This is a genomic window from Sulfitobacter sp. G21635-S1 (assembly GCF_027213915.1).
GTDB lineage: Bacteria > Pseudomonadota > Alphaproteobacteria > Rhodobacterales > Rhodobacteraceae > Sulfitobacter.
In genome coordinates, this window is sequence record NZ_JAPWGV010000005.1 from 67001 (window position 1) to 91340 (window position 24340).

Here is a 24340-nt window from a genome sequence, read left to right on the forward strand (position 1 = left end):
CCTAAATCTTGAAGGTTACGAGTTTGCGCAGTGCCAGAAAATTGGCCAGGACAAGGGCAATGATGGTTATGGCGATGGGCTGGTACATCGGGTCGTCACTGATTGCGCCATAGTAGTCCGGTGCCGTGTAGGATGTGATACCGTAGATCAGCACAGGCAGCGCAGAGAGCACATAGGCCGACATGCGCCCCTCGGAAGAGATTGCCTTGACGCGGCGCCGCATCACGATGCGGTCGCGGACGACCTTGGCAAGCGTGCCCAGCATATCGGCCAGGTTGCCGCCCGTACCGTGCTGGATGCGGATCGAAACGGCCAGATATTCGACATCCTCCTGGCCCACGCGATCCGCGAGATCGGTGAAAGCATCGGTCAGGTAATCGCCATGGCTGACCTGTTCGGCCAGTTGGCGGAATTCGGCACCAATCGGGTCCGGCATGGTCCGTCCGACATTGGCGATGGTGGCGCTGACCGGATGGCCAATCCGCAGCCCGCGCATCATCAGGTCAAGCGCATCGGGCAATTGGTGGGTCAGGGCGTCGACCCGTTTCGCATGGCGCTTCTGCAGAAAGGATTTCACCATGAACACCGAGGCGATGATCCCGGCGGGATAGGCCACAACGGCGCTCAACCGCAGTGACAGTGCAAAGCCCAGCCCCAGCGCCAGCACCGCGATTGCGACCAGGATAAGGGGCTCCTTGCCTTCCAGCCCCGCGCGGCGCACCAGAAGGGCCGGATCACCGATCAGCGGAATGGACCGGCCGGTGGGCCGCCGGCTTTGTTTGCGAACCATGGCCTCGGCGATGCCATGGCCTGTCCTGGGACGCATCTTTTTCAGCCGCTTTGCCGCGGTCCGCTCCTGTGCGTTTTCCGGGGCAAAGATCATCCTGAACGCCACGATTGCCAGCAGCAGGATGCCTGCACCGGCCAGATACCAGATCAGCGTCAGAGAGCTGTCGATGGGCATCATGCCACCTCGTCCATCATCGAAAAGGCATCGGTCGCCAGTTTGACGCCGGAAGACATCAGCGCCTCAAAGCAGCGGGGGCGGACACCTGTCGCCATCATCCGGCCTTTGACATTGCCGTCGTCATCGACACCCATCTTCTTGAAAACGAAAATGTCCTGCATCATCACGGTGTCGCCTTCGAGGCCGACAATCTCCGAGATGCTGGTGACCTTGCGGCGCCCGTCCGACAGGCGGTTCAGCTGCAAGACCAGCTGCAGGCCGGCAGCAATCTGCGACCGGACCGCTTGCATCGGAAAATCGCCGCCGACCATGGTGACCATCTGTTCCAACCGGCTGATCGCATCGCGGGCGGTGTTGGCGTGGATCGTGGTCATCGACCCGTCATGGCCCGTGTTCATCGCCTGCAACATGTCAAAGGCTTCATTGCCGCGGACCTCGCCGACCATGATCCGGTCCGGGCGCATCCGCAGCGCGTTGATCAGAAGATCCCGCTGGGTGATGCGGCCCGTGCCTTCGGCATTTGCCGGGCGGGTTTCAAGGCGGACGACATGTTCCTGCTGCAACTGCAGTTCGGCCGCGTCTTCGATCGTCACCATCCGGTGGCGCGGGTCGATGAACGCGGACAATGCATTCAGCATCGTTGTCTTGCCCGATCCGGTGCCGCCCGAGATCAGGATATTCATGCGGCCCTTCACGGCGGCTTCCAGGAACAGCGCCGCGGGTTTGGACAGCGCACCATGCTCCAGCAGCTTGTCCATGTGCAGCGGGCTGCGTGAGAACTTGCGGATCGACAGGCTTGGCCCGTCGATGGCGCAGGGGCGGATGATCGCGTTCACGCGGCTGCCGTCCTCAAGACGGGCATCAACCCAGGGCTGGCTTTCGTCGATGCGGCGACCCACGCTTGATACGATCTTGTCGATGATCCGCAGCAGGTGGCGCTCGTCCCGGAAATGCACGTCCGTCCGCTCCAGCAGCCCGCGCCGTTCGACAAAGACCTTGTCGGTGCCGTTGACGAGAATATCGCTGATCGTGGGGTCTGCCAGCAGCGGCTCCAGCGGGCCCAGGCCCAGCACTTCGTCCAGCAGTTCATCCATCAGCGCCTGGAAGGCGGCGGATGGCATCTGCTGGCCCCGGTCCTGCAGGAACTGCGCGGAAAGACCGGCGATTTCGTGCCGCAGATCGGATTTGCTGACCTTATCCAAAACGGTCAGGTTCAACTGCTCCAGCAGCAAGGTGTGAAGTTCGGTTTTCAAGCCATTGTTCGGGTCCGCAACCGGTCTTGCCACGGGCCGTTCCTCGGGCTCGGGGCGCGGTTGGCGCGATGCCGGTGCGGCGGAAGGCGGTGTTGTCTTGGCGGGCCTGGAGGAGGCGTTGAAGGATTTGAACATCTGCTTATCCTTTCCGGGTGGCGGCAAAGAGCGTTTTGTGCAGGCCCGCCATCGCCTTGGCCGGTGCGGAGCGTTTGGCGCTGGTGATCAGTGGCGTGCCAAGATCAATGGCGCGCTTGGCCGCGCGGGCATCGGTGGGTATCCAATAGAGCAGCGGGCGACCGATCAGCTGCGCCGCTTCCTTTTGTGCTTCGCTGGTGACCAGCGGTTTTTTCTCAAAATTCATCACAACCTTGATCGGCAGGGTCATATGTTCTTCGGCGATCAGGTTGATCAGCCGGCGCGTCCGCTTGACCGAGGGCAGGGACATATCCGCGACCACCAGAACGCGGGATGCGTTGGCCAGAACCGGATCCATCCAGTCGACAATCGTTTGCGGCATGTCGATGATGACATGATCATAACGGGACTTGAGCGCGCTCATCAGGGTGATCATGTCCTCGGGGGCGATTGCCGATAGCGGCGCAAAGATATCGGGCGCGGTCAGCACATCGACCCCACTTGCGTGGCGCACCATCGCCTTGTCCAGGAAGGCGGCGTCAGGCGTGGCATTGCCCTGGACAAATCGGGTCGCTTCTTCGGAATCGGGCAGGTCCAGCATCAGGGCGATGGCACCGTTCTGAATATCCAGATCAACCAATGCGGTCTTGCCTGCTTCGCTGCCCTTGGCGAGGGATGCTGCGAGGTTGACCGCGATGGTTGATGCGCCCGCCCCCCCGCGGGCCCGCAACATGACGGTCACGTCACCGTGGCCCTTTGCGATCATGTGAGGGGTCGCTTCGATTTCGGCCGGAGCAGAAGCAGTCGGCGCGATTGCCGGTGTTTCGGGTGCGGGGGTTGCCGCCTGCGGCTCCGGTTCGGCTGTCGGATCGGTTTGCTGCAGTTTCATCACCAGCAGATCCTGCACTCCGGCGTCTTTCAGCGCCGCCCGGGTGTCGTCCGCCAATGCGCGGGTGGATACGGCGATGAACTGCGGCACCGTAAGGATGTCCTGCATTCTTGCCAGGGCGGCAATATCCGCCTCCGGGTCGTCGCTGACCTCAAAGGCGATGATGTCGATCTTGCCCAGATCCATTTCAACGGACCGAAGCACGGAAGCCAGATCCCCCTGCACAATTGTTCCGTCCACGCCTGGATCCTGCCCCATCTCATCGCTCAGGTTCTGGCCCAGCTCGGGGGTCTGAACGGCGATGATGACCTTCGTGCGATGCGCATGTCCCAGGCTGCTCTGCTCCGCGACGGCGGCTGCAACCTGTTGTTCGATGTCATGATGGGCGATGGTCATGGGAGGATTCCTAGTTGATGGATTCTGCGGGCAGGGATGCGCTCATGGCGGGAAAGGTGAACCCTTCCCCCAGCGTGCTGCCGCTGGAATTGCTGGCGAAATCCGCCAGCGCGCCGAGGGGCGAAATGAAATCGAACCGAAGCGAGGCCAATTCGACAGTGACAATCGGCGTATAGGCCGCCGCAACGCGGTTGAGGCTGCGATCATAAGTGTAGCTGAAGCGCAGGTTTTCAGGCTTTGCGGTGTTGGGCAGCAGCGGTCTGACCCGGCTCCAGATCAACTGCGCGGTCGGATTGTCGAGCGAGCCATTGCAGGAAATGGTGCCGACATCCTGGCACAGACCGGTGCGGGCGGTGCAGGAGGTCCCGTTGGGCAGGTCCAGCGACACGACGCCGATCAGCCCGCGCTGATTGACCCGTGGCACATCCGGGCAGGCGGGCGCGCGCACAACGGCCATCCGCACCGCTTTCTCGGTCGCCTTTTCCGCCATCACGTTGGAAAACCCCAGACGGGCAAAGTCGATCAATGCGAAAATCATGAAGATGAAGATGCTCAGCACCACGGCGAATTCGACCAGCGTCGCGCCCTCCTCTTCGCGGGCGAACCGGGGCAGGTTTATCCGGGCAAGCAGTCTCAAAGGCCCAGGATCCTTGTGCTGTCCGTGACCTGTGCATTGACGGATTTCGCGGTGATGCCTGCCAGTTTGAACAGCGAGGCGAAGGGCACGCCGATCTGCAGGCTGGCACTGACGGTGGCCACGCCAGTGATGCCACCCCGAAAGCCGGAATTCTGACAGCTCAGGCTGGCGCTGACACCGCTGATAGAAACAGCGCGGGGAAACATGCCTTCGCCCGACTGGCTGGTGCGCACGATCTCGGTCAGCTTGTCGTCCCAGACACTGATCGAGCCGCCGTTCAGGCACACGTCATGATCCACGACCCGACTGAGATAGCGGGTTGCGTCGCGCACGCCGGTGATCGTGGTCTGGTAGGACCAATAGGTGCGCGTGCCCTCGACACAGAGGCCGACGCACAGGAACAAAGTGGGCAGGAGCATCGCAAATTCGACCAGCGCCGCGCCGTTTTCATCGCGCCAGAAGCTGTGGAGGGTGCGGATCATTCAACCAACCTCACCACATCGACAACTTCGGTATCCAGGTTCCCGCCACCGCAGTTTCCACCAAGGCAGGCGGTAATTTCTACGTTGAGCAATCCGTTTTCGGCAGGACCAAGGGCGAAGACCTCAAAGAATTGCTGCACCGGTGGCACGGTCACGGCGGCATCCAGCTCTGCCGACAGGCAATCAATGCCTGCCACAACCATCAAACGGCGTTTGATGTCCTTGTTTGCTTGGGGGGCGCACATGCGGGGCTCGGATGCGATGCCACCCAACAGGCCGCCGACAGCACCCAGCAGGGGGGTGCCTTCCATTTCTATGGCAGCTTCGATTTCAGCCTGGTAGAACTCAAACCGCGTCTGCGCCTCCGGATGGGGGTCTTCGCCGCCGTAATGCGCTTCGATATAGGCGGTGCGCCCGGCATCCCAGACCCCGTTTCCCTGCACTGAACACCCGCCCGTGGCAAGGCAATCGTCGGTCGGAAGGCCGATGTCGTCATTGCCAAGGCCAAGCAGGTTGCCCACCGGCAGGCAGAGCCCGGCTGCGTTCAGCAGACCGGTCAGCACATTGGGCGCGGCGCTGAAGTTGGGGTTGTTCTGGAAACCCGACGCGATACCGCTGAACTTGTCGAACCGTGTGTTGATAGCATCGGCCAGATCATTGGCGGAAACATCGGCGGTGATATGCAGGCCACCGCCACCGGCACAGGCTGTTTCAGGCTGACGCGCGGCCAGCAGGCAAGCGGCAAGGCTCTTGCCCAGGAGGCCCGCACAGATTTGCAGCCCGTCGAGGGAATCAGTCAAAGTGTGCACCGCTCTGAGCTGGCCGGGGATCAGGCGGCTGACGTTCACGTCCAGCTTGACCTCCAGTGTCTTGCCGATGTTGGAGGCGGCGTCGAAATCGACGGCGGGCAGGCACATGGCGACAGGGGCCACGTTGCAGGCCTCAAGCGAAAATCCCGCGACCCCGCTGGCGGATGCGCTGCTGTCGGGTGTTTCTTCACCGGTGAGGGAGCTGAAGGCGGCTGTAACGGCGGCCCTGACATCACGGTCGCGGATACGGGCTTCGACAAAGCGGGCGGCATAGCTGTTGGTGGTTTCGAGCGCGGCTGAGCGCTGGAACTTGCCGTCTGAGCCGGGTTTGTAGAACACCAGCGTCACGTCATTTGCGAAATCCAGCGCGCGTGCGCCGTCGCCAAAGGTCTGCGAATCGCTGATCAGGCTGGAAGCGGCTGAAGTGGCACGGGCAATCGAATCGGCTCTTCCATCAAGCTCTGCGGCTGCGGCAAGGCTGACGCTGTCAGCATAGGATTGCAGTTCGGATTGGGTTGCCGCCAGGCGGCCCACGTCAAAGATCAGGCCGAAGAAGCCCAGAATCATGACGACGCAAACGGCCCAAAGCAAAAGTACGCCCCCGTGCTCGTTCTTGCGAAAGCGTTGGAGTGTCGCAGCCGGAGTCATTGGGAGGCACCTTCGTTAAATCGTTAAACATTCCTTACGGAAGGGGGAGCCGCGCCAATCCTTGGCCGAAACCGGCTGTGATTGGCGCGCCTCAACAGTGAGTTCAGGCAGGAAACCTAACGTAGTTAGTCTGCCTCAGCTGGCTGATTCAGGGCATCCTTGGCGTCGCTGAACTTGGTGTTCACGTCGCCACCCAGTGTCAGCAGGGCGCCAGCACCGACGCTGACGGCGATGCCCAGTGCAATACCGTATTCAACAAGGGTCGCGCCTTCGTCACAGCTTTGCAGCCGGGCGATCAGTTTTTTCAGGGTATTCGTCATCTACTTGGTTCCTTTAAAAGTGGCCGAAACTGGCCGAAATCATTATGGCCCGCGGTCCATTTGGGCCGTCGATGAAAGGATATTTACCCAAGCTTATTGGTTAACACATCGTTCAGGACGATGAGTGTTCAAGGCCATTTCGAGGCTGTTCTGCCCAGAATGGGGTGATTTCGCGTTCCAATAGGGGCCTGCGGTGCAAGGAAACCACGATACTATATAAGCAGCAGAATTGCCGACTTTTACGGGCGCACCTTCCCAATTTTCGCCACATTCTGATGGTCGATGGGGCAAACACCCCGTCTAACGTCAGGTCGGGGAAGAAATGCCGGAGACCGCAATGCACAGGTATAACGTCAAGGACCGAACCGATCTCGTCCCTTTTCACGGCGCGACGGATACGCAAATTCGGATTGCCTGCAGTTTCGGACTGCTCAACGATTGGCACGCAGCGATTTCAGGGAACGCGCCTCTTGGTGATGTGATCGACGTTCTCACGCGCCTGCTCTCGGCCCGAAACATTTCTTTTTATCGCTACAAGGATGACCGGGCCATACACATCGCGGCATCCGCACGACAAGGTGAGGTATCTGGCCCGGAAAAGAGCATGGGCACCCTGACAAAATACCTGCGCGCCACCCGGACCGCGTCAATTGTGCCAGGAACGATCCTGACGCTGAGCGAGCTCAGACAGGAGGCGGGCTTTGCCCAAAGCGACGCAGCTGCCGAATGGGATGCGCGCAAGAATATCCTTGATGTCGCTCTTGTGGTTCTCGCCGATCAACCCGGTCAGCTGGATGTGTTCGAGATCATGTACGACGCCGTACCTGTCACCAGCCCGGAAGTGCCGGTAACGCTGCTTGCGATGGCGCTGGCCGAAGCATGGACCCTGCGCGCACCGGGGCTGATTACCAGAATAATCCTGTCAAACACCCGGAGCCGTGCATCGGTGACACAGGCTGCCGCCTCCAGCATATTGAGCAGCAACAATCCCTGCGGTCTGAGCCGGGCGGAACAGCGGGTCTGCCAGTTGCTGGTGACCGGGAAGAAGGCAAAGGAAATCGGCGAAACGCTACGCCTGTCGGTTCCGACGGTGCGGACACATCTGCGCAACATTTACTCCAAAACCCAGACCGGCGGTCAGGTCGATCTGATCGCACTGGTGAACGATCCTCAGGGCCTTCTCGAATGACGGCGCTGGCGAATATGGAGATCCCGGTGGCCTGGCTGGTGGCGCCCTTGCTGATTGCGGTTATCCTTTACGATCTGCGACTGATGCGCATTCCCAACGTGCTGGTGGGATTGTTCCTGGTTGTTGCACTCGTCAGCCTGCCGCTGACGGAACCCCTGTCTGAAATCCTGTGGCGGTTGCTGGCGGCGCTGGCCGTGTTCGGGGCGGGGCTGGCGCTGTTTGCTGCGCGGTTGATGGGCGGCGGTGACGTGAAACTGATGGCGGCGCTGACATTGCTGATCCCGACAGCGGCACTGCCGGTCTTTGGATTGCTGTTTTCGGTTGGAATTGTGCTGGGCGTTCTGGGGCTGATGGTCATGCGGCGGCTGGCGGACAGGAACCAAACCCGCTGGCACAGCCTGCGTGAACACGGACGGTTTCCCCTGGGGTTGAGCATCGGTATGGCCGGTCTGGTTTTTGCGACCTTCGGGGAACAGCTGACGCTGGCCTTCGGCGCCTGACCCTGGCTGCTTACCTCATTGATAAGGGGATCAAAGACAGCGAAACGAAAGCCGCTTCACCGGGAAAATCGGGTCAGGGTCGCCCTGGACACGAGAAGCATGGCAATGCCTGTGGCGAAAAAGTTCAGCCCGGTGAGAAAGCCGAGGACCCATCGGGCTGTCGAAGGCCATTGCAGCATGATGACGATGCCCAGAATGAAGGAACAGGCGCCGCTTGCCACGATCCATTGCCATTTTTCGAGCTGACCGCTCATCCTGAGCCCCAGCAGGACGGACAACACCCCCTCAAGGATAAAAACACCGACGAGGATCGCGGTGATGAAGGATGCGCCCCAGCCCGGAACCAGGACAAATAACAATCCGGTGCCTGCAACCACTGCAAATCCGACAGCGACGATCCGCCATTCGGAAAAGGCCTTGAAAGACCGGGCGAACAGCAGACCGGCCAGCCCCCAGAGCAGCATCAGCCAGGCGATAAATTCCTCGACCAGCACCGTCGCGACGGAAGGCAGGACAATCGCCAGCGTCCCGAGAACGGCAAAAACCAGTCCGACGGCGCGGAACCGGTTTCGCATTCTCGCGATTTCAGATTTGTGCAGCGCTGAAATATCGGTCGCCATCTTTAGTGATCCTTGCTTTCCACTGGTTTCGGGATGGATATCTGACCAGATACGACCGCGGTTCGCCTCCAGCTTTGTGCCAATCTTACTTTTTTGTCAGAAAGGCCCCGCAGTCTTGTTTATCTGCCCGACTGCCCCGATGATCGGGGGATGAACATGATCTGTCAGCCGAAACCGGTTGCGGCTGGGTAAGGGACCGCCATGAAGATATTGCTGGCAGAGGACGACGCCGAGATTGCGAAATTCGTGATTGCCGGGATGGAAGAAAACGGCCACAGCGTCGACCACGTGACCGATGGGCGCGATGCGCTGAGTTATCTTTTGTACAATGAATGCGACGTTGCCGTGCTGGACAGGATGATGCCGGGCATGGATGGCCTGTCCGCGCTCAAGGCAATGCGGGCTGCGGGAAAATCCCTGCCTGTGCTCATGTTGACCGCGCTGGGTGATGTCGATAGCCGGGTAGAGGGCTTGCAATCGGGAGCCGACGACTACCTCGCAAAACCGTTTCATTTCTCGGAACTGATGGCGCGGGTCATGTCGCTGACCCGGCGCAGAACCGATCATGCGGCCCAGACTGAACTTGTTGTCCATGACCTGACTCTCGATCTGCTGACCCGAACAGCCCGAAGGCAGGATCAGAACATTGAACTGCAGGCCAAGGAATTCGCCATGCTGGAAATCCTGATGCGCAATTCCGGTCGTGTGGTGACGCGCACGATGCTGCTTGAGAAGGTCTGGAACTTCAACTTCGACCCCAACACCAGCGTTGTGGAAACACATATGAGCCGACTGCGGTCCAAGGTGGACAAACCTTTTGACACCGCGTTGATCCATACCATTCGCAATGCGGGATATTCGATGCATGGACCGCGGTAACATCTTCTCCGGCGGCGCGTTTCGCGTCACGGTCTATGCGACCTCGACACTTCTGACTGTCTTCGTACTGACCGGCATTGTCGGATACCGCTACCTGCAACAGGCGCAATACGAACACGCGCGGAACTGGGCACAACCGGTGATCGGGATGTTTCAGAACCTCTATGCAGAAGGTGGCGATGCCGCTGTTGCCGAACGAGTCCGGCATATGGCCGACTGGCAGGATCCGGCGAGCCGCTTGCTCAGCGTATACCGCGAGTCCGGCGACGTCATTGGCGGTGCATTCAAGCTCAGGATCGCCCCGCAAAGCTGGCATGTCCGGTCCATCGTTCCCGAAGAGGACAGCGGTCAATCCAGTGAATATTATTTGCAGTCGGTCAAGATCGGCACGCATACTTTTGTCGTTGGCGAAGATCTGACACCGCTTGTCCGGATCGAGGCGATCTTCATCCGGACCTTGATGATCATCGGCAGTTTCCTCGCGGCCTGTTTTGTGGCTTTGGGGTATTTTGCCAGCAGGGCCACCCAGATAAAACTGGAGCACATGGGCAGGGCTTTGCGGCGGTTTGCCGATGGCGATACAGCCATACGCCTGCCCGTTACCACAGCCAACGATCAGATCGACCGGGTTGCACAGACCATGAATGGCCAGCTTGAGCGTGTGTCCACGCTCCTGTTCGAAACCCAGGCCAGCGCCACCTCCATCGCACATGATCTCAAACGCCCCCTGGGCCGCGCGGTGCTGAGCGTGGAGAGGGCATTTGATGCCGCGGAGAGGGGAGAGGCACCGCAGGCCGCTTTGGAAGACGTTCAGGCCGAACTGTCCAACCTCAACGCCGTGTTCGAAGCCATTCTGCGGATCTCACGCATTGATGCAGGCCATGGTGCGCGATTGCGCGATGACGTCGATCTTGTTGCCCTCGTGAAAGACCTCGCAGAGACCTTCGAAGTGGTTGCCGAGGAAAGCGGCCAGTCGTTCAAGCTGGTCCTGCCCGAAGGGGACACCCTGTTTCAGCGGGGTGACCTGGGCATGCTGACCCAGATGTTGGCGAACCTGCTGCAGAACGCGGTCAATCACGGGCCGCCGGGCAATTGCATTTGTCTCGCCCTTCTGGACGACCCGGCGGGGCCGATCCTTGAGGTCAGCGACACGGGCCCCGGCATTCCCGAAGCGGATCGCGCCCGGGTTTTTGACGCTTTCTATCGCGCCGAGTTATCCCGCAGTACACCGGGCAACGGCCTGGGGCTGACATTGGTGAAAAGCGTGGCGGATCGCCATGGCGCGCGGATCACCTTATCTGACAACGCGCCCGGGCTGCGGCTTTCCGTTCAGTTTCCCCGGTCGGTGCGCTGATCCCGCCGGTGCGCCTGCAAGACGTCAGGCGCGGTTGCCATCCGATCCTTCAATGCACCGGGGCATTTGCCGCGCCCGCCCTGGGTCTCTGCATGATCAGGATGACCGGCAACATCAGGAATGCAGCCCAGCCTGTCAGCGTAAAGGCGTCCTGAAAGGCCAGCATGCTGGCCTGCGCCATGACCTGTCCCGAAAGCTGCGCTGCGCCCATCTGGGAATTTACATCCAGTCCAAGAGGGGCAAGCCAGGACAGGACGTTGGGGTTGAAGGGCGTGATCCCCGCGCTCAGCGTGGCCCAATGCACCTGGGATCGCGCCGCGACCTGCCAACCGATGATGGCGATCCCGATGGAAGATCCCAGCGACCGGGTCACGCCATAGATGCCGGATGCTTCGTCCTGCTTGTCGGGTCCGATGTTCTGGAATGCGAGCGTGGACATGGGCACAAAGAACAGGCCCATCCCGAGCCCGGCCACGACCCCCGGTGTCGCCAGATCCCAGAAGCCGGCGTTCAGGTTCACCGAACCCAGCATCAGGTTGCCGTATCCCGTCAACACCAGCCCGGCTGCCACCAGAAGACGGGGATCAAAGCGGTTGACCAGCACCGCCCCGGTGAAAACCATGGAGAACCCGGCCGCCAGCCCGCGCGGCATGAAGAGATAACCGGCATCAAGGACCGGATAGCCCAGCAACCCCTGCACGAACAGCGGCAGCACGGCAATGGTGCCGAACATCGCCACACCGAAGCCCATGATCGCCATGTTCGCCCCGGCAAAGCTGCGGTCCCTGAGCAGGGAAAAGTCGATGATGTTTGTCTTCAGGCCCCAGCCCCGAACAAAGAAGAACGCACCGGAAAACACGGCGACAAAGGCACAGATCTGGATCAGCGGCGACGCGAACCAGTCGCGTGATTGCCCCTGATCCAGCATCAGTTGCAAGGCGCCGATGGCAAAGACCATCAACCCCAGCCCGATCCAGTCAATCCGGACGTGCCTGGTGTCTTCCTTTTTCAGCTCGCCTGACAACATCAGCAGCGCGAAGGCGGCAATCGGCAGGTTCACATAGAACACCGCACGCCAGGAGAAAGTCTCGGTCAGGATGGCTCCCAGCGTCGGGCCCAGGACCGGGGCGACCACCACGCCCAGGCCAAACAGCGCCATGGCCTGGCCGCGTTTCTCGCGCGGGAAATTGTCGAAGAGGATCGATTGCGACAACGGGATCAGGAAGGCGCCGAAAAGCCCCTGGCCCAGGCGGCAGAACACGATCATCTCGACGCTTTGCGACAGCCCGCAAAGACCGGAGAAGGTCATGAACCCCAGGATCGCCGTGGTGATCAGCCGCCTGCGACCGAACATGCGCACGAAGAAACCGGTCAGCGGCATGACCACGACGGAGGCCACGATATAGCTGGTAAGGATCCAGACAGTCTGGTCGTTGGTGATGCCGAATGCCGCCTTCATATGCGGCAGGGCGACGTTCACGATGGTGCTGTCCAGAACCTCCAGCACAGCAGTCAGGACCACCGCGAGGATGATCGGCCAGCGTGCCGCCTGCACGGGCGTAGAGATGTTCGCGGTGCTCATTGTCCGGCTTCGTCGGCAGAGGTATCGACAGTTGCGGTGACACTTGCACCGACCCGCAATTGAACCGCAGGATTCCCGGGTTTGTCCTCCAGCGAAATGCGCACCGGGAACCGTTGGGTCACCTTGACCCAGTTCCCGGTCGCGTTTTCAGGCGGCAACAGGGAAAAGACCGCGCCGGATCCTGCGCCGATGCTCTCGATCTTACCGTTCAGCCTGGTGTCCGGATACATGTCGATGGAAATCGAAACCGGCTGACCGGGACGGATGCGCATGAGGTCCGTTTCCTTGAAGTTGCCATCGACCCACCAGTGGCCATCCTCAACGATGGAAAACAGCGGCTGTCCGGCTGCCACCACCTGTCCGGGCCGAAGCGTGATATTCGCCACCCAGCCGTGGACAGGTGCCGTCACAGTTGCATGGTCCAGTGCGATCTGCGCTTGTGTCAGCTGCCCCAGGGCCGCGCGCACCACCGCATTTCTGTCACCCGGCTCACCGGCCTGCGAACGCGCTGCTGCAAGTGCCGATTGCGCTGCCTGAAGTGTCGCGGTGGCCTGATCCAGTGCGGTGGATGCCTGGTCTAGCGCGGCCTGTGATACGTCGCCTTTTTCAAACAGGGATTTCTGCCGGTCATAACTGGTCTGGGCTTCATCCCGTGCCGTCTGCGCGCCTGCCACATGCGCCCGGGCGCCGAGGACATCGGCACTGGTGGAGCCTGCATTGCGCCGCGCCTGGTCATAATTGGCCTGCGCAGTTTCAACAGCGGCCTGCAACTGCGCGGTGTCAAGTTTGAAGATCAGATCGCCTGCCCTGACATATTTGTTCTCGCCGGTGGAAACCTCGGTCACGCGCCCGGAAACCTGCGGTGCTATTGTCAGGATATTGGCCCGCAGATAGGCATCGTCGGTGCTGGGGTAGATCAGCCCGTTCTGGTACCACCAATACAGGCCACCCCCGGCGATCACGGCGGCAATGGCAAGTCCGATCAGTTTGAAATTCTTCATGTGGCAGGCTTTCGGATGAATGTTGGCGGCGGCAGGGTTTGTCAGCCTGCCGCCGCGTGATCAAGTCAGCGACAGGTCATGCGGCTGCGCTTTGATCCTTGTGGATTTCGGCATGCGCCTTGTTGAAGGCGCGGCGCAGGTGGTCTTCGGCGCTGGTGTCGAGGTTGGTGCGCAGGATATGCCCGCCTTTCATCCCCAGCCGGGTGATCACCTTGTCGGAGGCTTCGGTGCGCATCATCATGAACAGCGCGGCCTGGCCCGGTTTGAGCACATGGGCGACGTCTTTCATGAAGTCATCGTTGAGCCCATAGTCGGTCAATGCGCCGGACAGCGCCCCGGCCCCGGCACCCACAGCGAGACCCAGAAGCGGGTTGAAGAACAAAAACCCGATCAGGACGCCCCAGAATGCGCCGCCCGTGGCCCCGACCGTCCACATGTTCACCATTTGGTTGAGTTTGACATGGCCGTCACTGTCCGCCGTCGCGACAACGGCATCGGCCACATCGACGAGATATTCTTTCGACATGCCGAAAAGCTCTTTGCGCGCGGCTTCGGCCTGTTCAGGTGTTTCATACCCGATTACAACAAGTTCAGACATTTGATTTCCTTTCGGTTTTCCTGGGTTCCTGGTTGATGCCGGAGGTCGGTTTGCGATGCCGGCCCCGGGATGGGTGTTGACCGGTTCAGGTCATCGACCAGCCATGGCTGACGTTCAGCGACTGACCGGTCAGGGCGTTGGTTTCGAAGGCCGCGAACATCCAGGCAACCTCCGCCACATCCTCGACGGTGGTGAATTCGGTATCCACGGTCTCGCCCAGCATGACCTTGCTGACGACTTCCTCTTCGGAGATGCCAAGGTCTCTCGCCTGTTCGGGGATCTGCTTTTCCACCAGCGGTGTCTTGACGAAGCCGGGGCAGATCACGTTGGCGCGCACACCCTTGTCGCCGCCTTCCTTGGCAATCACCCGGGCGAGACCGAGCAGGCCGTGCTTCGCGGTGACATAGGCCGACTTGAGCGCCGAAGCCTCCTTGGAATGGACCGAACCCATGAAGATGATCGACCCGGACCCTTTCTTGTACATATGCGGGATGCAGGCCCTGGAGGTCAGGAAGGCCCCGTCGAGGTGGATCGACAGCAGCTTTTTCCATTCGTCGAAGGGAAAGTCCTGGATCGGGTGAACGATCTGGATGCCCGCGTTGGACACCAGCACATCCACCCCGCCCCATTCCTCGACGACCCTGGCCACGCCCGCGTTGACCTGTTTCTCATCGGTCACGTTCATTTCGACGGCCATCGCCTTGCCGGGGCCGGTCTTGGTAAGGTCATCGGCGGTCTTTTGCGCCGCATCCAGTTTCAGGTCGGCGATCACCACACGCGCGCCGTCGGCGATATATCGTTTCGCGATTTGCAGGCCGATGCCGCTGGCACCGCCGGTGATGATGCAGACTTTGTCCTTGAGGTTCATGATTTGATTCCTTTCGGTTGCAAGTTGTTCAGTTGGCGGCCCAGGCCAGCGCCTCTGCGCGCCGGGTCAGGTCAAAGAATTTCACTTGGGCGGGCATGAAGGGGGCAAAGGCCCGTACCGTGCCCTTGATCCAGGCGTGATCGGTCACGAGGGCGATCTTTTCAAAATCGCACCAGTGTTCGAGCCCCAGCGCCGCGTCATCCAAAGCGGCATGGGCGGTGAAGCCTTCGAATTCGGGGCCGATTTCAAGGACCAGCCGCGCCTTGCCCTGTTCTGCGACCATCTTGTCCACGGCGGGGGTCAGGACGGTCTTGTAATCTGCGTCCTCGATCTTGCCGATGGCTTTGACAGCGATGAGGTTTTGAGATGTCGGTTGAATGTGCTCCAGCATGGGAAGCGCTCCTTTCTTGTTGATTGCGGGGATCAGGATTCGGTCAGGTAGTCGTGCACGACCTCGCCCAACCCCAGTGTCAGATCGGCCACCAGATGCACCGCGCTGACGACCTCAAGCACCGGCAGGTCGGCCACGGGGGCGAGTGCATGGGCGTGCAGATCCAGTGCTGCGGGACCTTCCCATGCGCCTTTCAGCGTGATGTCGGTCATGTAGTAGCGGACCAGTTCGCAGATGCGCGGCGTGCAATCGACGTGGGGGATGATCTTGAGAAGGAAGCTGGGCGTGGTCAGGCTTTGCATCACCGCGTCATGGTCCAGAGCGTGATGCTTGTAACCCATGGTGCCGGTGGCCACCCGTACCGACCCCATGTCCAGCGTGCCCACCAGGGTTTCGCTTTCGACGCGCAGCGCGGGTTCGGCCAGCTTCTTGGGAAAGCCCCAGATCTCGCGGCCCCCGGCGATCGGGGCATCGTCATTCAGGTACATGCCGTGCACGTATCCGCCCTTTTCGCCCTTGTAGCTGACCGGGATCACCTGCCCGGATTCGGTGTAGTCGCCAAAGCCGGTTGAATCGGGCATCCGGATGAATTCGAACTTGACCAGCGGGTCGGTGATCTCAAGCGGTTCGGGCACCACGGCGCGCAGGGCGTCCATGTCGGTGCGGTAGGTGATGATCAGGAATTCACGGTTCACGAAACGGTAGGGGCCGCGCGGATACGACGGACTGGTCAGTGGCATGGAGAATGCCCGGGCGGTGACGTCGGAGATTTTCATTTCGATTTTCCTTTGCTGGTGGTTTCAGCTGCACCAAGGTCGAACACCTGCAAACCGTCCTGGCCGATCTTGCGTGCCTTCCAGGTCTTGTGATTCAGGGTGACCTCCACGTCCTCGTGGCCTTCGTTCCAGTGTTGCGTCATCGAAAGCCGGGAGAATTCGTAGTCCTTGGCACCGCCTTCAAAGCTCTGTTTGCGGTGGATCAGCTCGACCAGCGTGATCGGGCAGTCCGGCCCGGTTGCCTGCAATGTCTTCAGGTCCGGGTCGTCTTTCAGTTCCTTCGGGAGCCGCGCCGCAAGCCGGTTCGCCGCCATGCGCAGGTTGTGCAACTGACGATAGCGGTCCGTGGTCAGGCGGGTGCGGCTGGAATAGCGGATATCTTTCTCGCGCTGGCCAACGTCCAACATGGTCGCGGGCACGGCGTCCCTTGCACTGAACAGGTCGATCTGGAAAATCAGGGCCGGATCGCCGGACCCCAGATTATCCATGACGAATTGTAACGGGGTGTTCGAAACCAGGCCCCCGTCCCAGTAGAAGTGGCCGTCAATCTCTACAGGCGGGAAACCCGGTGGCAGGGCACCGCTGGCCATGATGTGCTCTGGCTTGATCTCCATCCTGGCGCTGTCAAAATATGCAAAGTTTGCTGTTTCGACGTCGACAGTTCCCACGCTCAGGCGCGGGCCTTTTGCATTGAGATAATCGAAGTCGACGAATTCGAGCAACGTTTCGCGCAATGGCGAGGTGTCATAGACGCTGATCGCCGGATGGGCGGAAATCGGAAAGAAAGCGGCGGGCCACCGTGGTTTGAAGAACCCCGGCACGCCGGTCGCCATGACATTCATCGCAGCGGCCTCGCCGTAGAACATGCGCGAAAACGGCGCTGCCAACATCGGCGCCGTGCTCAGCCGCGATGTCACCCTGTCCCAGAAACCGGTGAGGGCACCCAGACGGTCCTTGGGCGGATTCCCGCAGATCAGCGCGGCGTTGATCGCGCCGATCGAAATGCCGGCAACCCAGTCCGGGCCCAGCCCCGCCGCCGCAAGCGCCTCGTAGGCACCCGCCTGATAAGCGCCCAGCGCACCGCCGCCCTGCAAGACAAGAACGATATTTTCCCTGATTTCAGACATCGAATAAGACCTCCGGTACCTCGCCAGATCGTTTTCTGGCGTTCCGTGGCCTTACATATATGCAGGGCATGGCGCGCAGGAGTTGTGCGAAACTTACTTCTTTGTAAGGTTTGGATTTTCAGAGGACGCGGGGCGAAAATGCCTGACCGAGGCGTTGATCAACTGGCGTCAGAATGGCAAAAATATGATCTTACAATACGAGGGTGCTCGACACTCATCTTGAGGTCCAAATTATTGTGAAACGGGTCGATTCTTAAATAATTTATAGTTTTTAATGGGTTGCAGAAGGGAGCGGTTGGCTAATTAACATAAAATTGAACGCGAGTCGATAATTTTGTTGCGAATATTTCGTTTATGCCCATATGCTGTATGTAGGTGAACTGAAGCCGGTGAAGCCCAAACTAGATGACCACGATCAGAAAAACCAATAAAGTACAAAGCGGGAAAATAAGCATGCACGCTGCACAAGAAGTGTCGGCGCTCAAGGGCCGACTTCCAACACAGATAGAAGTCTCAAACGCTGCACAACTCAGGCAGATAATGGCCAATCAACTCAATCCAGACGGCGATACGGTCATTAGTCTTTCTGGGAAAGAGGGAAAAACTGAAAAAGTTACGCTTACTCCTGCGTTGGCAGCATCATTTATGGATTTGCTACGGCTGGTATCTGATGGCCGTGGGTTTGAACTTATCCCCTTAGATACAATGCTCACTACACAAGATGCGGCGGACATTTTGAATGTCTCCCGTCCGCATCTGATAAAGCTGCTTGGCCGTGACGATATTGAGCACGGCTTCGTTGGTCGGCATCGACGTATCAAGGCCAGCGATCTATTCGCCTACAAGGAGAGGCGTGATCAGGAACGAGCAAAGCAACTAGAAAAAATCGCCGCGTTTGATGTCGAGAACGATCTTCTGTGAGTTTTCGACCCAACCGATACACTGCGTTGATCGATGCATGTGTGTTGGTCAGCGCTTTGAAATGTAACTTCATTCTTAGCTTTGCCGAAGCGGAGTACTTCAGACTGAGGTGGTCTGAAAAGATATTGAATGAAACAGAGCGAGCGCTCGCAAAATTGATCACGCGTAAGGGCGTTGCGTTTGATATCGCAAAGATCAAGGCAGCGGCAAAGCTAAAGTCGATGAGGGTCGCGTTTGACGATGTTTGTGTCGAAGATTTTCAAGATTTGGAATCAGGACTTAAGGGAATAAACGAAAAGGACCGCCATGTCTTAGCTGCGGCAATTCAGACTTCGGCCGCGGCAATCGTGACCGATAACCTGAAGCATTTTCCTCGTGACTATTGCGAAAATTTTGATGTAGAGCCGCTTTCGACAGATGAATTTATTGCGAACATAATCACACTTCATCCGGTTGCTGCGATCCAGACCATACATTTGATGCGAACGCGCTTGAAAAAGCCCGAAATGTCGCCCGAATGGCTTATCAGGTCAGCAGAGAAGGAAGCCATGTTTGAAACGGCTAGCCTGATGGAAGAGTATAAACTTAGCCTTTAATCGACCCTTGAATGGCATGGCGGTGTCGGCTCGTCGCCAGTCAGGGGGTGGACTATTTAGTGAACAGTGACGTCGCCGCTTGCGCTTAAAGCTCTGTCTCGCCGAAATAAATCTGAGGATTTGGTGCCCAGGAGAGGACTCGAACCTCCACACCGTTGCCAGTACTAGCACCTGAAGCTAGCGCGTCTACCATTCCGCCACCTGGGCAGGTCACGTGAGCGCTGCATGTAAGGGGGCAACGGGCGGGTGTCAATTGCATTCTGGCATGAAATTGAACTTTGCGGGGTTCAGCCGGGGGTGGCTGGTGATTGCGCCTTGTCCGAGGATGGGGGTATCGTTAAACCGGCTACGTGAATTTGATCGCGCGAGGTGCTTTATCATGTCCAGGCTGGTTACGATCTACGGCGGTTCCGGGTTTATCGGGCGCTATATCGCGCGCCGCATGGCAAAGGCAGGCTGGCGCGTCCGCGTTGCTGTGCGCAATCCCAACGAGGCCATCTTTGTCCGTCCCTATGGTGTTGTCGGGCAGGTGGAGCCGGTCCTGTGCAACATTCGCGATGACGCCTCCGTGCGCGCCGCGATGCAGGGGGCCGAGGCGGTTGTGAACTGCGTGGGCATCCTTGTCGAAAAGGGCCGTAACAGGTTCGATCCCGTGCAGGCGGAAGGTGCCGCGCGGGTGGCCCGGCTTGCCGCCGAGGAAGGCGTCGCGCGGATGGTGCAGATTTCCGCCATTGGGGCGGATGCCGATGCGCCCAGCGATTATGCCGCCAGCAAGGGCGAAGGCGAAATGGCCGTGCAGAAGTACATGCCCGATGCGGTTATCCTGCGGCCGTCGATTGTTTTCGGGCCCGAGGATGACTTTTTCAACCGTTTCGCGGGCATGGCGCGGAACAGCCCGGTATTGCCCGTTGTCGGCCAGGACATTCGGTTTCAGCCGGTCTATGTTGACGATGTCGCACAGGCTGCCGTGTTGGGTGTGATGGGCAAGGCGGAGGGCGGCATCTACGAACTGGGCGGGCCCGAGGTCGATACCTTCAGGGGTCTGATGGGGCGGATGCTGGATGTGATCCACCGCCGCCGGCTGATTCTGAACCTGCCGAACTGGATCGCGCGGATCATGGCCGGGGGCTTTGACCTGCTGCAATCCATCACGCTGGGGCTGTTCACCAACCGGATGATCACCCGCGACCAGATCAGGAATCTGGCCAAGGACAATGTCGTGTCCGACGGCGCTAAAACCTTTGCCGATCTGGGGATCAAGCCGGTCTCCATGGCATCTGTCCTGCCTGACTACCTGTGGCGCTTCCGCCCGTCGGGCCAGTATGATGCGATCAAGGATTCCGCCCGCAATCTGCGCAACAGCTGATGGATATCACAATCGTCGCGGCCTTTCTGGGCCTGCTGGAAGGGTTGACGGAGTTCATTCCCGTGTCTTCCACCGGCCATCTCTTGCTTGCCGGGCATTTTCTGGGATTCGAAAGTGCCGGCAAGACCTTTGAGGTGGTGATACAGCTCGGGGCGGTATTGGCGATCCTGACGCTTTACGCGGCGCGTCTGTGGGCGGTATTTGCCGCCGCACCCAGTGATCCGGCGGCGCGGCGGTTCATCCTGTCGGTGCTGGTGGCCTTTCTGCCTGCCGTGGTGATTGGTGTGATTGCCCATGATTTCATCAAAACGGTGCTTTTCGAGACACCGATGCTGATCGCGGTCATGCTGGTTCTGGGGGGGATTGTCCTGCTGTTCGTGGACCGGATCGCGCCGGAACCCCGGCACGAGGATGCCATGGCCTTTCCCCTGTCGATGGCACTTAAAATCGGATTCATTCAATGTCTTGCCATGATTCCGGGCACTTCGCGGTCAGGGGCCACCATCGTGGGCGCGTTGATGCTGGGGGCCAGCAAGCGGGCGGCGGCAGAATTTTCGTTCTTCTTGTCGATGCCGACCATGGCCGGTGCCTTTGCCTATGACCTTTACAAGAATCGGGACGTGTTGGATGCTTCGGCCATGGGCGAGATCGCCGTTGGCTTTGTAACGGCGTTTATCGCGGCTGTGCTCGTGGTGCGCTGGCTGTTGGACTACGTGAGCAGGCATGGCTATGCGCTGTTCGGCTGGTGGCGAATCATCGTCGGGCTGGGTGCGATTGCTGCGTTGTGGGCGGGTTACTGACAGTTAGGTCCGGATCGGAACTAATTTGAGGTGATATTTGCCGGAAAATCGCGAGCAGGGCTCAGAAACTGATATATAGGTCAGCATGTCTGACTTTATTTCCAATTTATGCTAGGATAGAGGGAAGGTCTCGCAGTAATTCTGGAAGGGCATGATCATGGCAGAGCAGCCGATGCTGAAATTCGTGAAAATCGAACGGGACATGCCCGAGAAACGTCCGCCCAATCTGCGCCGGACAGATTTCAACGAGATTTATGCAGAATACGCGGATGCCAAGGCCAAGGAGCAATCCAGCCGCTGCAGCCAATGCGGCGTGCCCTATTGCCAGTCTCATTGCCCCCTGCACAACAATATCCCGGACTGGCTGCGCCTGACCGCCGAGGGGCGGTTGCAGGAGGCTTATGAAGTCAGCCAGGCGACCAACACCTTTCCCGAAATCTGCGGCCGCATCTGCCCCCAGGACCGTCTGTGCGAAGGCAATTGCGTGATCGAGCAATCCGGCCATGGCACCGTCACCATCGGGTCGGTCGAGAAATACATCACGGACACCGCCTGGGAGGAAGGCTGGGTCCAGCCGATCAAACCGGGCAGGGAGCGCCCCGAGAGCGTGGGCATCATCGGCGCAGGCCCCGGCGGTCTGGCGGCGGCGGATGTGCTGCGCCGGGCCGGTGTGCAGGTGACGGTCTATGACCGTTATGACCGTGCAGGCGGGCTGCTGACCTATGGCATCCCCGGCTTCAAGCTGGAGAAGGACGTGGTGATGCGCCGCAACGATCAGCTGGCGCAGGGCGGGGTCAACTTCGAGCTGAACTGCAATGTCGGCGTGGACATCTCCTTTGCCGATATCCGGGCCAGGCATGATGCCGTCATCATTGCCACCGGTGTCTACAAGACGCGGGAAATTCAGGCGCCCGGCAGTGGCGTGCCCGGGCTGGAGCGGGCGATTGATTTCCTGACCGCCAGCAACCGCAAGAGCTTTGGCGATGCGGTGGAGGATTTCGACAGCGGGCGGCTGAATGCCTCCGGCAAGAAGGTCGTGGTGATCGGTGGCGGCGACACGGCGATGGATTGTGTGCGGACCTCGATCCGGCAGGGTGCGACCTCGGTCAAATGTCTTTATCGCCGGGACCGGGCCAACATGCCGGGCAGCCAGCGCGAAGTGGCCAATGCCGAGGAAGAGGGGGTCGTTTTCGAATGGCTCTCGGCGCCCAAGGGCTTTGTCGGCGATCCGGTGACCGGCGTGATGGTGCAGAAGATGCGCCTGGGCCAGCCCGACGCGACAGGCCGCCAGGCGCCCGAGCTGATCGAGGGTTCGGATTATGTCGAAGAGGCCGATCTGGTGATCATGGCGCTGGGGTTCGAGCCCGAAGACCTGCCGACCCTCTGGGGCGAGGCCGATCTGCCGGTGAACCGCTGGGGGACGATCAAGGCGGATTATGTGTCCGGGCAGACCGCGCTCGACGGGGTCTATGCGGTGGGTGACATCGTCCGGGGCGCGAGCCTTGTTGTCTGGGCCATCAAGGACGGGCGCGATTGTGCGGAGGCGATCCTGAAGCGGCTGGATCAGGGCGCGACCGCGGTCGCTGCGGAGTAGGAAAGCAGCAGGCGCAACCTGAGCACCATCCGTGCTCAGGCGGTACACCGCTGCGGTGACATCGGAAACACGACAGGTCCGCAAATCAGACCTGTATGGGATCAGGGAGAATGACAATGCCGAGCGACGTGATCAGCGGTCAGTGCCTCTGTGGGGCGGTGAAGATCACCGTGACCGACCCGTCGGGTTGGGTCGGCGTCTGCCATTGTGCCATGTGCCAGCGGTGGAGCGGATCGGTCTTCGCCAGCTTCCCCGCCGCGCCCGAAACGGTGACGGTCAGCGGACCGGTCAAGGTTCATGCATCGTCCCAGCTGGCGGAACGCGCCTTCTGCGGCACCTGCGGCTCGCATCTGTGGATGCGCGACCGCGAAGAGACCGCCGAATACGATCTGATGCCGGGTCTTTTCGAGGCGGCAAAAGACTGGCCGCTGCGCAGCGAAATCTATTGTGACGAGGCCCCGGCGGCCTTTTCGCTGGAAGGCGATCACCGCAAGGCCACGGCAGAGCAGTATCGTGCAAAATATCCCCGCGCGCAGGAGGTGACCGACAATGTCTGAAATCAGCGGCCAATGCCTGTGCGGCGCGGTTCGTGTGACCGCACGCACAGAAGACCCGATCCTGCGGGCCTGCCACTGCGACATGTGCCGCAGGCATACCTCCGGCGCATTCTTTTCCATCGAAACGGTGCCTGGCAGCGTTGAGGTATCTGGTGACGCTTCGGTCTATCGGTCCTCCGAATGGGCGCAGCGCGGGTTCTGCAGTACCTGCGGGTCGACCCTTTGGTATGAGACTCTCCATGACGGGCGCCGCAACCTGGCGGCGGGCCTGTTTGCGGATGGCGGCGGCGCGCCGCTGAAGATGGAATTCTTTGCCGATATGTGTCCGCAGGGCTACCGGCTGGCGGGGGACCACAAGCGCCTGAGCACCGAGGAAACCATCGCGATGTTCAGCGGAGGCGATGCATGATGCGCGCCCTTGCCCTGATCCTGCTGGCCGGCCCGGCGGCCGCCGGTACATTCACCCCGCCGCAGGGCTGCACCGCGCATCTTACCGTGCAGACCCGCAGTTGCGTGGTGGAGCATCTGTGGACCTGTGCTGCCGATGCCCCCGGTCTGCAATGGCGTGGCGAGATCGACCAGCGCGGGTTGGTCTATGTCGGTCAGATCGACGCAGAGGCGCAATGGGTCCAGTCGTTCTTCCTGACCAGCGGAGAGCGGGAAAGCCTGATCACCCCGGCGACAGATCCGGCGAGCCTGAGTGGCCTGTTGCAAAGCGGGCTGGATACCTATGACTTCAGCCTCGACACGGCGGAGGGCACGCACCGGGTGGTCGGGTTCGACCGCATAGCGGAGCGCAACGTCATGATTGATGGCGAGCGGCTGCACCGCACCGAATATTCCATCCGCAAGACAGATGCGGATGGCGCGATGATCTACGAGGCCGAAGGGTCGGAGTTCGTGTCGGAAACCCATGGCAGGTTCTTTTCCGGCACCGGCGATGTGACCCGCCCCGATACGACGTTTTCCTATGACAGCCGGCCTGTCGATTTTATCTATCCCGGTCAGAAAGGTTTTCTGTCCGATACCCCCCTTTTTGGCTGTGACGCGCTTGCGGCCAGCTTTGTGAGCGAATGAAAGGATCC

Annotated in this window: 27 protein-coding genes and 1 tRNA gene; 12 read left to right on the forward strand and 16 right to left on the reverse strand. The window is 60.1% G+C overall.

Features of this window, described 5'->3' with window-relative positions; all coding sequences use genetic code 11:
• Position 1: 1 nt before the first annotated feature.
• The 7 genes from O4H53_RS07160 to O4H53_RS07190 all read right to left on the reverse strand — a co-directional run bounded on the left by O4H53_RS07160 (position 2) and on the right by O4H53_RS07190 (position 6536).
• Positions 2-964 (reverse strand): type II secretion system F family protein, encoded by a 963-nt coding sequence (locus O4H53_RS07160; RefSeq protein WP_269362501.1) that lies wholly within the window; start codon positions 962-964, stop codon positions 2-4.
• Entirely contained in the window at positions 964-2355 is a 1392-nt protein-coding gene (locus tag O4H53_RS07165; RefSeq protein WP_269362503.1) for a CpaF family protein, read from the reverse strand. The genes O4H53_RS07160 and O4H53_RS07165 overlap by 1 nt, the downstream gene beginning before the upstream one ends.
• Before the next feature lie 4 nt (positions 2356-2359).
• Positions 2360-3640 (reverse strand): AAA family ATPase, encoded by a 1281-nt coding sequence (locus O4H53_RS07170; RefSeq protein ID WP_269362505.1) that lies wholly within the window; start codon positions 3638-3640, stop codon positions 2360-2362.
• Positions 3641-3650: 10 nt separating this feature from the next.
• Positions 3651-4277, reverse strand: a complete 627-nt coding sequence (locus O4H53_RS07175; RefSeq protein ID WP_269362506.1) for a TadE/TadG family type IV pilus assembly protein — start codon at positions 4275-4277, stop codon at positions 3651-3653.
• On the reverse strand, positions 4274-4759 hold the full coding sequence (locus O4H53_RS07180) for a TadE/TadG family type IV pilus assembly protein (protein WP_269362507.1): 486 nt from the start codon (positions 4757-4759) through the stop codon (positions 4274-4276). The genes O4H53_RS07175 and O4H53_RS07180 overlap by 4 nt, the downstream gene beginning before the upstream one ends.
• Positions 4756-6216, reverse strand: coding sequence for a pilus assembly protein TadG-related protein (locus O4H53_RS07185; RefSeq protein WP_269362508.1), 1461 nt, complete (start codon positions 6214-6216; stop codon positions 4756-4758). Before O4H53_RS07185 ends, O4H53_RS07180 begins: the two co-directional genes overlap by 4 nt.
• Positions 6217-6341: 125 nt before the next feature.
• The gene (locus tag O4H53_RS07190) at positions 6342-6536 is read right to left on the reverse strand and encodes a Flp family type IVb pilin (protein ID WP_269362510.1); all 195 of its coding nucleotides are present in this window, start codon (positions 6534-6536) and stop codon (positions 6342-6344) included.
• Positions 6537-7140: 604 nt separating this feature from the next.
• Between O4H53_RS07190 and O4H53_RS07195 the strand changes: the two genes are divergently transcribed.
• Positions 7141-7725 (forward strand): helix-turn-helix transcriptional regulator, encoded by a 585-nt coding sequence (locus tag O4H53_RS07195; protein WP_269362512.1) that lies wholly within the window; start codon positions 7141-7143, stop codon positions 7723-7725.
• Positions 7722-8225 carry an A24 family peptidase gene (locus O4H53_RS07200; protein ID WP_269362514.1) on the forward strand — a complete coding sequence of 168 codons (504 nt, stop codon included), beginning with the start codon at positions 7722-7724 and terminating at the stop codon, positions 8223-8225. Before O4H53_RS07195 ends, O4H53_RS07200 begins: the two co-directional genes overlap by 4 nt.
• Positions 8226-8281: 56 nt before the next feature.
• On the opposite strand, the gene O4H53_RS07205 is transcribed toward O4H53_RS07200, so the two are convergent.
• Entirely contained in the window at positions 8282-8845 is a 564-nt protein-coding gene (locus O4H53_RS07205) for an HdeD family acid-resistance protein (protein WP_269362516.1), read from the reverse strand.
• Positions 8846-9046: 201 nt separating this feature from the next.
• Here O4H53_RS07205 and O4H53_RS07210 point away from each other — a divergent pair, with 201 nt between their 5' ends.
• Both O4H53_RS07210 and O4H53_RS07215 read left to right on the forward strand, forming a co-directional pair.
• Entirely contained in the window at positions 9047-9724 is a 678-nt protein-coding gene (locus tag O4H53_RS07210; protein WP_269362517.1) for a response regulator transcription factor, read from the forward strand.
• Positions 9711-11078, forward strand: a complete 1368-nt coding sequence (locus O4H53_RS07215; protein ID WP_269362519.1) for a sensor histidine kinase — start codon at positions 9711-9713, stop codon at positions 11076-11078. The genes O4H53_RS07210 and O4H53_RS07215 overlap by 14 nt, the downstream gene beginning before the upstream one ends.
• A gap of 49 nt (positions 11079-11127) precedes the next feature.
• Here the strand turns inward: O4H53_RS07215 and O4H53_RS07220 are convergent, their stop codons facing one another.
• The 7 genes from O4H53_RS07220 to O4H53_RS07250 form a co-directional block, all read right to left on the reverse strand.
• Positions 11128-12660: a DHA2 family efflux MFS transporter permease subunit gene (locus O4H53_RS07220; protein WP_269362522.1), complete on the reverse strand. Its 1533-nt coding sequence runs from the start codon at positions 12658-12660 to the stop codon at positions 11128-11130.
• A complete protein-coding gene (locus O4H53_RS07225; RefSeq protein WP_269362524.1) occupies positions 12657-13661 on the reverse strand; it encodes an HlyD family secretion protein in 1005 nt (334 codons plus the stop codon). The genes O4H53_RS07220 and O4H53_RS07225 overlap by 4 nt, the downstream gene beginning before the upstream one ends.
• A gap of 76 nt (positions 13662-13737) precedes the next feature.
• On the reverse strand, positions 13738-14259 hold the full coding sequence (locus O4H53_RS07230; RefSeq protein ID WP_269362526.1) for a DUF1269 domain-containing protein: 522 nt from the start codon (positions 14257-14259) through the stop codon (positions 13738-13740).
• Positions 14260-14344: 85 nt separating this feature from the next.
• Positions 14345-15127 carry a 3-hydroxybutyrate dehydrogenase gene (locus O4H53_RS07235; RefSeq protein WP_269362528.1) on the reverse strand — a complete coding sequence of 261 codons (783 nt, stop codon included), beginning with the start codon at positions 15125-15127 and terminating at the stop codon, positions 14345-14347.
• A gap of 28 nt (positions 15128-15155) precedes the next feature.
• Entirely contained in the window at positions 15156-15518 is a 363-nt protein-coding gene (locus O4H53_RS07240) for an STAS/SEC14 domain-containing protein (protein ID WP_269362530.1), read from the reverse strand.
• 32 nt (positions 15519-15550) lie between these two features.
• Complete coding sequence (locus tag O4H53_RS07245) at positions 15551-16294, reverse strand: acetoacetate decarboxylase (RefSeq protein WP_269362532.1); 744 nt, start codon at positions 16292-16294, stop codon at positions 15551-15553.
• Entirely contained in the window at positions 16291-17421 is a 1131-nt protein-coding gene (locus tag O4H53_RS07250; protein WP_269362535.1) for a patatin-like phospholipase family protein, read from the reverse strand. The genes O4H53_RS07245 and O4H53_RS07250 overlap by 4 nt, the downstream gene beginning before the upstream one ends.
• Before the next feature lie 405 nt (positions 17422-17826).
• Between O4H53_RS07250 and O4H53_RS07255 the strand changes: the two genes are divergently transcribed.
• Together O4H53_RS07255 and O4H53_RS07260 are read left to right on the forward strand one after the other, a co-directional pair.
• Positions 17827-18342, forward strand: coding sequence for a helix-turn-helix domain-containing protein (locus O4H53_RS07255; RefSeq protein WP_269362537.1), 516 nt, complete (start codon positions 17827-17829; stop codon positions 18340-18342).
• On the forward strand, positions 18339-18938 hold the full coding sequence (locus O4H53_RS07260) for a PIN domain-containing protein (RefSeq protein WP_269362539.1): 600 nt from the start codon (positions 18339-18341) through the stop codon (positions 18936-18938). Before O4H53_RS07255 ends, O4H53_RS07260 begins: the two co-directional genes overlap by 4 nt.
• A 121-nt stretch (positions 18939-19059) precedes the next feature.
• Here O4H53_RS07260 and O4H53_RS07265 read toward each other — a convergent pair.
• A tRNA-Leu gene (locus O4H53_RS07265) sits at positions 19060-19145 on the reverse strand.
• A 172-nt stretch (positions 19146-19317) separates the two neighbouring features.
• On the opposite strand from O4H53_RS07265, the gene O4H53_RS07270 reads away from it, so the two are divergent.
• From O4H53_RS07270 to O4H53_RS07295, 6 genes are all read left to right on the forward strand, one after another.
• Positions 19318-20304: a complex I NDUFA9 subunit family protein gene (locus O4H53_RS07270; RefSeq protein ID WP_269362541.1), complete on the forward strand. Its 987-nt coding sequence runs from the start codon at positions 19318-19320 to the stop codon at positions 20302-20304.
• Positions 20304-21104 carry an undecaprenyl-diphosphate phosphatase gene (locus O4H53_RS07275; RefSeq protein WP_269362543.1) on the forward strand — a complete coding sequence of 267 codons (801 nt, stop codon included), beginning with the start codon at positions 20304-20306 and terminating at the stop codon, positions 21102-21104. The genes O4H53_RS07270 and O4H53_RS07275 overlap by 1 nt, the downstream gene beginning before the upstream one ends.
• A gap of 157 nt (positions 21105-21261) precedes the next feature.
• Positions 21262-22698, forward strand: coding sequence for an NAD(P)-dependent oxidoreductase (locus O4H53_RS07280; RefSeq protein ID WP_269362544.1), 1437 nt, complete (start codon positions 21262-21264; stop codon positions 22696-22698).
• 110 nt (positions 22699-22808) lie between these two features.
• Positions 22809-23255 (forward strand): GFA family protein, encoded by a 447-nt coding sequence (locus tag O4H53_RS07285; protein WP_269362546.1) that lies wholly within the window; start codon positions 22809-22811, stop codon positions 23253-23255.
• Positions 23248-23664 (forward strand): GFA family protein, encoded by a 417-nt coding sequence (locus tag O4H53_RS07290; protein WP_269362547.1) that lies wholly within the window; start codon positions 23248-23250, stop codon positions 23662-23664. Before O4H53_RS07285 ends, O4H53_RS07290 begins: the two co-directional genes overlap by 8 nt.
• Positions 23661-24332, forward strand: a complete 672-nt coding sequence (locus tag O4H53_RS07295; protein WP_269362548.1) for a hypothetical protein — start codon at positions 23661-23663, stop codon at positions 24330-24332. Before O4H53_RS07290 ends, O4H53_RS07295 begins: the two co-directional genes overlap by 4 nt.
• Positions 24333-24340 lie beyond the last annotated feature (8 nt).

Coding starts and splice junctions, on each gene's coding strand:
- O4H53_RS07160 (WP_269362501.1), bottom strand. CDS start 964: ATGCCCATCGACAGCTCTCTGACGCTGATCTGGTATCTGGCCGGTGCA.
- O4H53_RS07165 (WP_269362503.1), bottom strand. CDS start 2,355: ATGTTCAAATCCTTCAACGCCTCCTCCAGGCCCGCCAAGACAACACCG.
- O4H53_RS07170 (WP_269362505.1), bottom strand. CDS start 3,640: ATGACCATCGCCCATCATGACATCGAACAACAGGTTGCAGCCGCCGTC.
- O4H53_RS07180 (WP_269362507.1), bottom strand. CDS start 4,759: ATGATCCGCACCCTCCACAGCTTCTGGCGCGATGAAAACGGCGCGGCG.
- O4H53_RS07185 (WP_269362508.1), bottom strand. CDS start 6,216: ATGACTCCGGCTGCGACACTCCAACGCTTTCGCAAGAACGAGCACGGG.
- O4H53_RS07190 (WP_269362510.1), bottom strand. CDS start 6,536: ATGACGAATACCCTGAAAAAACTGATCGCCCGGCTGCAAAGCTGTGAC.
- O4H53_RS07195 (WP_269362512.1), top strand. CDS start 7,141: ATGGGCACCCTGACAAAATACCTGCGCGCCACCCGGACCGCGTCAATT.
- O4H53_RS07200 (WP_269362514.1), top strand. CDS start 7,722: ATGACGGCGCTGGCGAATATGGAGATCCCGGTGGCCTGGCTGGTGGCG.
- O4H53_RS07205 (WP_269362516.1), bottom strand. CDS start 8,845: ATGGCGACCGATATTTCAGCGCTGCACAAATCTGAAATCGCGAGAATG.
- O4H53_RS07210 (WP_269362517.1), top strand. CDS start 9,047: ATGAAGATATTGCTGGCAGAGGACGACGCCGAGATTGCGAAATTCGTG.
- O4H53_RS07215 (WP_269362519.1), top strand. CDS start 9,711: ATGGACCGCGGTAACATCTTCTCCGGCGGCGCGTTTCGCGTCACGGTC.
- O4H53_RS07220 (WP_269362522.1), bottom strand. CDS start 12,660: ATGAGCACCGCGAACATCTCTACGCCCGTGCAGGCGGCACGCTGGCCG.
- O4H53_RS07225 (WP_269362524.1), bottom strand. CDS start 13,661: ATGAAGAATTTCAAACTGATCGGACTTGCCATTGCCGCCGTGATCGCC.
- O4H53_RS07230 (WP_269362526.1), bottom strand. CDS start 14,259: ATGTCTGAACTTGTTGTAATCGGGTATGAAACACCTGAACAGGCCGAA.
- O4H53_RS07235 (WP_269362528.1), bottom strand. CDS start 15,127: ATGAACCTCAAGGACAAAGTCTGCATCATCACCGGCGGTGCCAGCGGC.
- O4H53_RS07240 (WP_269362530.1), bottom strand. CDS start 15,518: ATGCTGGAGCACATTCAACCGACATCTCAAAACCTCATCGCTGTCAAA.
- O4H53_RS07245 (WP_269362532.1), bottom strand. CDS start 16,294: ATGAAAATCTCCGACGTCACCGCCCGGGCATTCTCCATGCCACTGACC.
- O4H53_RS07250 (WP_269362535.1), bottom strand. CDS start 17,421: ATGTCTGAAATCAGGGAAAATATCGTTCTTGTCTTGCAGGGCGGCGGT.
- O4H53_RS07255 (WP_269362537.1), top strand. CDS start 17,827: ATGACCACGATCAGAAAAACCAATAAAGTACAAAGCGGGAAAATAAGC.
- O4H53_RS07270 (WP_269362541.1), top strand. CDS start 19,318: ATGTCCAGGCTGGTTACGATCTACGGCGGTTCCGGGTTTATCGGGCGC.
- O4H53_RS07275 (WP_269362543.1), top strand. CDS start 20,304: ATGGATATCACAATCGTCGCGGCCTTTCTGGGCCTGCTGGAAGGGTTG.
- O4H53_RS07280 (WP_269362544.1), top strand. CDS start 21,262: ATGGCAGAGCAGCCGATGCTGAAATTCGTGAAAATCGAACGGGACATG.
- O4H53_RS07285 (WP_269362546.1), top strand. CDS start 22,809: ATGACAATGCCGAGCGACGTGATCAGCGGTCAGTGCCTCTGTGGGGCG.
- O4H53_RS07290 (WP_269362547.1), top strand. CDS start 23,248: ATGTCTGAAATCAGCGGCCAATGCCTGTGCGGCGCGGTTCGTGTGACC.
- O4H53_RS07295 (WP_269362548.1), top strand. CDS start 23,661: ATGATGCGCGCCCTTGCCCTGATCCTGCTGGCCGGCCCGGCGGCCGCC.